The sequence below is a fragment of the Sporomusa sp. genome (assembly GCF_057736855.1).
In genome coordinates, this window is record NZ_JBYKYF010000189.1 from 1 (window position 1) to 5968 (window position 5968).

Genomic DNA, 5968 nt, shown 5'->3' on the forward strand with positions numbered 1-5968 from the left:
CTTTTGGCAGTGAAGTGATAACATCACCCAGTCCGCCGGTTTTAGCAAATGGAGCTGCTTCGCTGGCTGCAAAGAGTACTTTAAGCATAGATGGTTATGCCCCTTTCAAATGTATTCTAAATCTAAAGTATTGCTTTTTTTTATAATTAAAATTCCCTGACCAACTATTTGTAGTTTAGGAATTTTTGTATTAGAATGATATATATGCCACTCTACAATTAGGAGGCTGTATCTTTGCTATTTGACACGCACATTCACACTGGCTATTCTGCCGATTCCCACATGACTATCGAGGAAGCCGTCAGTCAAGCTGACAAGTTAGGGCTGGGAATTATTATCACCGAGCATACGGATTTGGCATTTCCTGAGTCTGATATTATTACTTTTGACGTTAATCAGTATTTTGCGGATTATAAACAATACCGCAGTGATAGGGTGCTGCTGGGTATTGAAGTAGGCATGGGCGCAGACTGTGTAGGGGAAAACCAGCAGATTGTTGTTAATCATCCGTTTGATTATGTTATTGGTTCCATTCATGCGGTCAATAATATCGACATTTATCTCGAATCGTATTATCATTCACGCACCAAGCGTGAGGCGTATGAGCAGTATTTTACCTGGATGCATATGTGCCTAAAGACCCATGATTTTATTGACAGCCTCGGACATATTGATTACATAGCCCGGTATGCACGGTATCCAGATCCTGAAGTTTATTATCACGAATTTTGTGACTGGATTGATGAAATCCTAAAAACACTTGCCCAAAAGGGGAAAGCCTTGGAAATTAATACCCGACGCCTGACCAGTCAGGCTGCCGTGGAGATTGTGCGGCCGATCTACCAGCGGTTTTATGAGCTGGGCGGGCGACTGGTTACTATTGGTTCTGATGCTCATTGGCAGCACGATATTGGTAACAGGCTGGATGTAGCCTATGATTTGGCACAAGCCTGCAATCTCAAGGTAGTTTATTTTAAACAACGCAAACCAGAAGTTGGGAGGTTGTAGTATGAACATTAAACGATTTGACACCACAATCAGTACGGATAAACTTACAGAATGCCGAGATTTTTATATGAAACACTTTGGTTTTATCTTGGTGTATGAAAGTGATTGGTATATTGAACTGCTTGCTCCCGGAATGGCAGCAGGCATTAGCTTTACAAAACCACAGCGGGATGCTGGCGACTTTTTTCATGGAACAGGTATTATTGTTTCTCTGGAAGTGGATGATGTGGATGCTGAATATCAGCGGCTGAAAGAATCGGGTGTCGAGATTTATCAGGAATTGCAGGATAAACCCTGGGGTGAGCGCAGTTTTGTTGTCAATGATCCTAGTGGGGTTCATGTGTATGTTTATAAGTCCATTCCGCCAACACCTGAATATCAGGCTGTATATGAATCTTTTAAGAAGTAATAAGTAAAGAGAAGCTATACTTTTTCAACAAGTAACAAAGACTAAGGTTGCTGCTGGTTCTGGGGATTTGGCAGTAGTCTTAGTCTTTGTCTGTTTTTATACAAATAGAATTGAAAACTATTTATTTGGCTTTCATCATAAATACTATTTTCTCAGAAATTTTTACGAAAAATAAGGAATACTAAAGCATGTAAAAAATTTGGACAACTGATAGGAGGAACCCATATGCCGGAGTTTGGAAACCCATTTTCCGTAATGAAAGCAGGCCGCAAATTAACTAACGAGGAACTGATACGGGCAATTCGCTTTATGGTAGCGGCGGAGTATGAAGCCATTCAGCTTTATAATCAGTTAGCGGAATCAACCGATAATGCACTGGCCATTAAGGTATTACAAGATATTGCCGACGAAGAAATTGTTCATGCCGGTGAATTTCTCCGCTTACTGTATGCACTGGCGCCAGGAGAAGCGGCTTTATATGAACAAGGGGCGAAAGAAGTAGAAGAAATGATGGACGAAAGCAGTGTGAGTTCAGTAGATCAGGACGAGAAACCGGCGATTGCGACAGTCGGCAGCTTATTTAGAAAAAACTAACCGAAAATGTTTGCTTTATAAGGGGCATCTAAATGGATATTTTAGATCGTGACTCTGCGCCGTTAAGTGCAGCCGAATGGCGTGAACTGGATGAAGCCGTTATTGAGGTCGTGCGGAAAACAGTGGTTGGGCGGCGAATGATCGAATTACAAGGGCCGCTTGGGGCAGGTACTTATACTATGCCCTATTCTGTCTTTGATAGTGCGGCATCACCTGTTGGCATGGATTTGACTGGTGATCAAGACGCATATATTGTCAGTGCCAGGGCTAGAAAAACGCTTGAACTGCCAGTTTTATACCAGGATTTCAAACTATTGTGGCGAAATATCGAGGCAGACCGTAAACTAGGTGTTCCGTTTGATGTCAGTGCGGCGGCTGTAACAGCCGGCAATCTTGCTCGGCAGGAAGACAAGCTAATATTTCAAGGTGATACAGCGCTGGGGCTGGAGGGGCTGTTAACGGCAGAGGGTAGACTATCGCTACCGCTGAGCGACTGGCAGGCAACTGGTGCAGCTTTAGCCGATGTGGTTAAGGCTGTGGCAGAATTGACGGCACACGGTCACTTGGGGCCGTACGCCCTGGCCGTTAGTCCGGCGTTGTATGCTCAATTGGTTCGTGCATACGAAAATACGGGATTGTTGGAACTGGATCAAATCAAAGCGATAGTTACCGATGGCGTGTATGCAACAACGGCTCTTGGGCCTAAACAGGCGGTGCTTGTGGAAACTGGGGCGCGCAATATGAGTCTGGTCGTGGGTCAAGATGTCTCCATTGCGTACCTAGGACCAGTCAATATGAACCATCTGTTTCGGGTAATGGAAACGGTGGCATTGGTTATTCGCCGGCCTTCGTCGATCTGTACGATTACGGCGAATTAAATAATATGGTTGTCTTTACTAAGCTGGGCTTAAAATATAAGTAAAAACAGTGTTAGGCATGTTTTCACTGGAAAACATGCCTATTTTTAAAAAAAACAATTGTCAAGAAAAATGTTTATGATATAATCATTCCAACAACAATTTTTTTGTGAACTGGAGGAATGATACTTGGAGGAAATGGGTGGTACCGGAAGACAATTACAGCGGGGACTCAAAAACCGCCATCTGCAAATGATTGCCCTAGGGGGGATTATAGGCAGTGGTTATTTTTTGGGCAGCGGCTATGTGATTGGCAAAGCCGGCCCGGCATCTGTGCTGGCCTATTTGCTAGGCGGCTTAATTGTTTATGCGGTTATGGTATGTTTGGGTGAATTGGCAGTGGCTCGGCCGATTGCCGGTTCGTTTATCAGTTACACCCGGGACTATATATCACCGGCTTGGGCTTGCGGTGTCGGCTGGTGCTATTGGCTGACATGGGTAACCTATGTTCCGTCAGAAATGATTGCCGCCGGCATTATTATGAATGGTTTTTTTCCGGCAGTAAGCGCCATGTGGTGGGCGCTGCTATTTGGTTTGGCGATAACGATTATAAACTTATCTAGGGTTAATCTATTTGGTGAATTTGAGTTCTGGCTGGCGTTGATTAAAATTGCCGCCATGATCATGTTTTGCGGCTTAGCTATCCTGATTTTTTTCGGTGCCATCGGTGGTGGAGATTTCCTCGGAACCAGTATTTTATTATCCAGCGGAGGATTTGCGCCTGATGGCTACTGGGTTGTTCTGCTGACTATGGTCATCATTTTAGTGAATTTCCAGGGGTCGGAGATTATTGGTTTAGCGGCTGCTGAAAGCCAGGAACCGGCTAAGACCATTCCGGCTACTATTAAACAGGTTACTATGCGGATTATCGCCTTATATATCATACCCATGTTGCTGCTGGTAACGATATTTCCCTGGGATAAAGCAAGCTTGGAAAGTTCTGTTTTCGCGGCAGCCTTGAGTACCTATGGGTTGGAATGGGCAGGTGCAATCTTCTCGTTTGTAGTTTTGACTGCTGCCATTTCCTGTTCCAATTCAGGACTGTATGGGTGCACTCGAGCCTTGTATGCACTGGCGCAAGAAGGTATGGCACCACGTTGGCTGGGACAGCTTAACAGCCAGGGGGTACCGCAGAATGCAACAGCCATGTCCATCGGAGTATGTTGGATAGGGGTTGTGCTGTACACGTTTGACCAGGATCAAAGCATTTATACCTATCTGCTGGCACTGTCCGGATTTACTGGTGCTATTGCCTGGATCTCCATTTGCTGGAGTCAGTATAATTTCCGGAAACAGCTTAGCCCGGATGAGGTTGAATCATTAAAATATAAAGCGCCGTTTTTTCCCTATATTACACAGTTAGGAATTTGGGTACAGATTGCGTGTTTGATCTGTGTTGCTTTTATCGAGGAGCTGAGAATCTCTTTGTATTTCGGCGTACCGCTGTTGGTTTTGCCGATGATTATTTATCGCTGGGCAGCTATGCGTAGACAGGCGGTTACCGAAACGTAGTGAATACTTGGTGTACAAGTTTTCTAACCTGCACACAATGCCTTTTTGAGGGATGGCTCATTTGCTGCCTAAAAATTATCTAGGCCCTGAACCTGTGCGGCTGGTTTCTAAAAGGTAAATACGTCTGAATACATGCCGGCAGCAATGCCGGCGTTTTTGTGTTTACCAGAATGTATAGATGAATTTCTGTTGAAATCAGAATGATTACCCATCTGCTGTGACATTCCGGCATAGGCATTGCCTGAGACTTGACACAAGGCAAATTTTTCTGTATATAGAATATTTGTTATGTCATAATTAAATACTGTCAAGCGGGAGAATCTATAAGTAGGGCTTGCTTGTCTAATGTTGCAGGAAAAGCATTCCATATTGCCGAACATATTGACTTATTAACAGAGTGCTACATAGGATATTCAAGAAAATAATAAAGTGAGGTAAAAATATGTCCTTTGAGATTGGCCAAGTGTACCATGGATTTAAGCTGCTGGATGCCAAGAGAGTAGCTGAAATTAATTCGGACGCTAAGCTGTTTGTACATGAGCAAAGTGGAGCGCGGTTGTTATATTTAGGCAATGATGACGACAATAAAGTATTTTCTATCACTTTTCGTACCCCGCCGGCGGACTCCACCGGGGTACCGCATATCGTCGAGCATTCGGTACTTTGTGGTTCACGCAAATTTCCCATAAAAGAACCTTTTGTTGAACTGGTAAAAAGTTCGCTCAACACGTTCTTAAATGCTATGACTTTTCCTGACAAGACGATGTATCCGGTTGCCAGCCGTAATGATAAAGATTTCCGCAATTTGATGGATGTGTACCTGGATGCCGTGTTTTATCCCATTATGCTGGAAACTCCGGAAATTCTCATGCAGGAAGGCTGGCATTACGAACTGCCAGATAAGACGGCTGAGCTTACCTACAAAGGTGTTGTATACAATGAAATGAAAGGGGTTTTTTCTTCCCCTGATGCTATTTTGGAACAACAGATTTATGCTACTCTCTTTCCTGATACCACCTATGGCGTGGAATCCGGCGGTGATCCTGACCATATACCTGAGCTTACACAAGAGCAGTTTGTTGCGTTTCACCAAAAATATTATCATCCTGCGAATAGTTACATTTTCCTTTATGGGAACCTTGATTTGGATGACAACCTTAAGTTCCTGCACGAAGCATATCTCAAAGACTTTACGTATAAGAAAATTGACTCAGCTATACCGCTGCAACAGCCGTTTAACAAGATGGTGGTAAAAGTAGCTGATTATCCGATATCGCCAGGGGAGTCGAAAAAAGATAAAACGTATATCACCCTGAATATTGCTGCAGGTAAGGCCACTGACCCAGAGGCCTATCTGGGGCTAATGATGCTTGAACACATTTTGCTGGAGACACCGGCAGCACCGCTCAGGAAAGCGTTGCTTGAGGCTGGGATTGGGAAAGAGGTTTTTGGCAGTTATAGTAAGAGCATCCTGCAAGTGGAATTCAAAGATATTTACCGAAGACTCCACTAATTTCTTGTCTAGACC

General features: G+C 43.9%; 6 protein-coding genes and 1 pseudogene. 6 read left to right on the forward strand and 1 reads right to left on the reverse strand.

Annotated features, from left to right (window positions below; all coding sequences use genetic code 11):
- On the reverse strand, positions 1–88 hold an 88-nt coding region (locus tag AC29Z1_RS12070; protein WP_488271719.1), incomplete at its 3' end, for a glycogen/starch synthase.
- A 146-nt stretch (positions 89–234) separates the two neighbouring features.
- Here AC29Z1_RS12070 and AC29Z1_RS12075 point away from each other — a divergent pair.
- From AC29Z1_RS12075 to AC29Z1_RS12100, 6 genes and pseudogenes are all read left to right on the forward strand, one after another.
- Positions 235–1008: a histidinol phosphate phosphatase gene (locus AC29Z1_RS12075; protein WP_488271715.1), complete on the forward strand. Its 774-nt coding sequence runs from the start codon at positions 235–237 to the stop codon at positions 1006–1008.
- Between the two features lies 1 nt (position 1009).
- On the forward strand, positions 1010–1417 hold the full coding sequence (locus tag AC29Z1_RS12080; protein WP_488271716.1) for a VOC family protein: 408 nt from the start codon (positions 1010–1012) through the stop codon (positions 1415–1417).
- A gap of 225 nt (positions 1418–1642) precedes the next feature.
- Entirely contained in the window at positions 1643–2011 is a 369-nt protein-coding gene (locus AC29Z1_RS12085; protein ID WP_488271717.1) for a ferritin family protein, read from the forward strand.
- A gap of 32 nt (positions 2012–2043) precedes the next feature.
- Positions 2044–2889 (forward strand): family 1 encapsulin nanocompartment shell protein, encoded by an 846-nt coding sequence (locus AC29Z1_RS12090; RefSeq protein ID WP_488271718.1) that lies wholly within the window; start codon positions 2044–2046, stop codon positions 2887–2889.
- Positions 2890–3066: 177 nt separating this feature from the next.
- Positions 3067–4440, forward strand: coding sequence for an amino acid permease (locus tag AC29Z1_RS12095; protein ID WP_488271720.1), 1374 nt, complete (start codon positions 3067–3069; stop codon positions 4438–4440).
- 442 nt (positions 4441–4882) lie between these two features.
- A pseudogene (locus tag AC29Z1_RS12100) lies at positions 4883–5926 on the forward strand (insulinase family protein); the annotation flags it as partial.
- Positions 5927–5968: the final 42 nt, after the last annotated feature.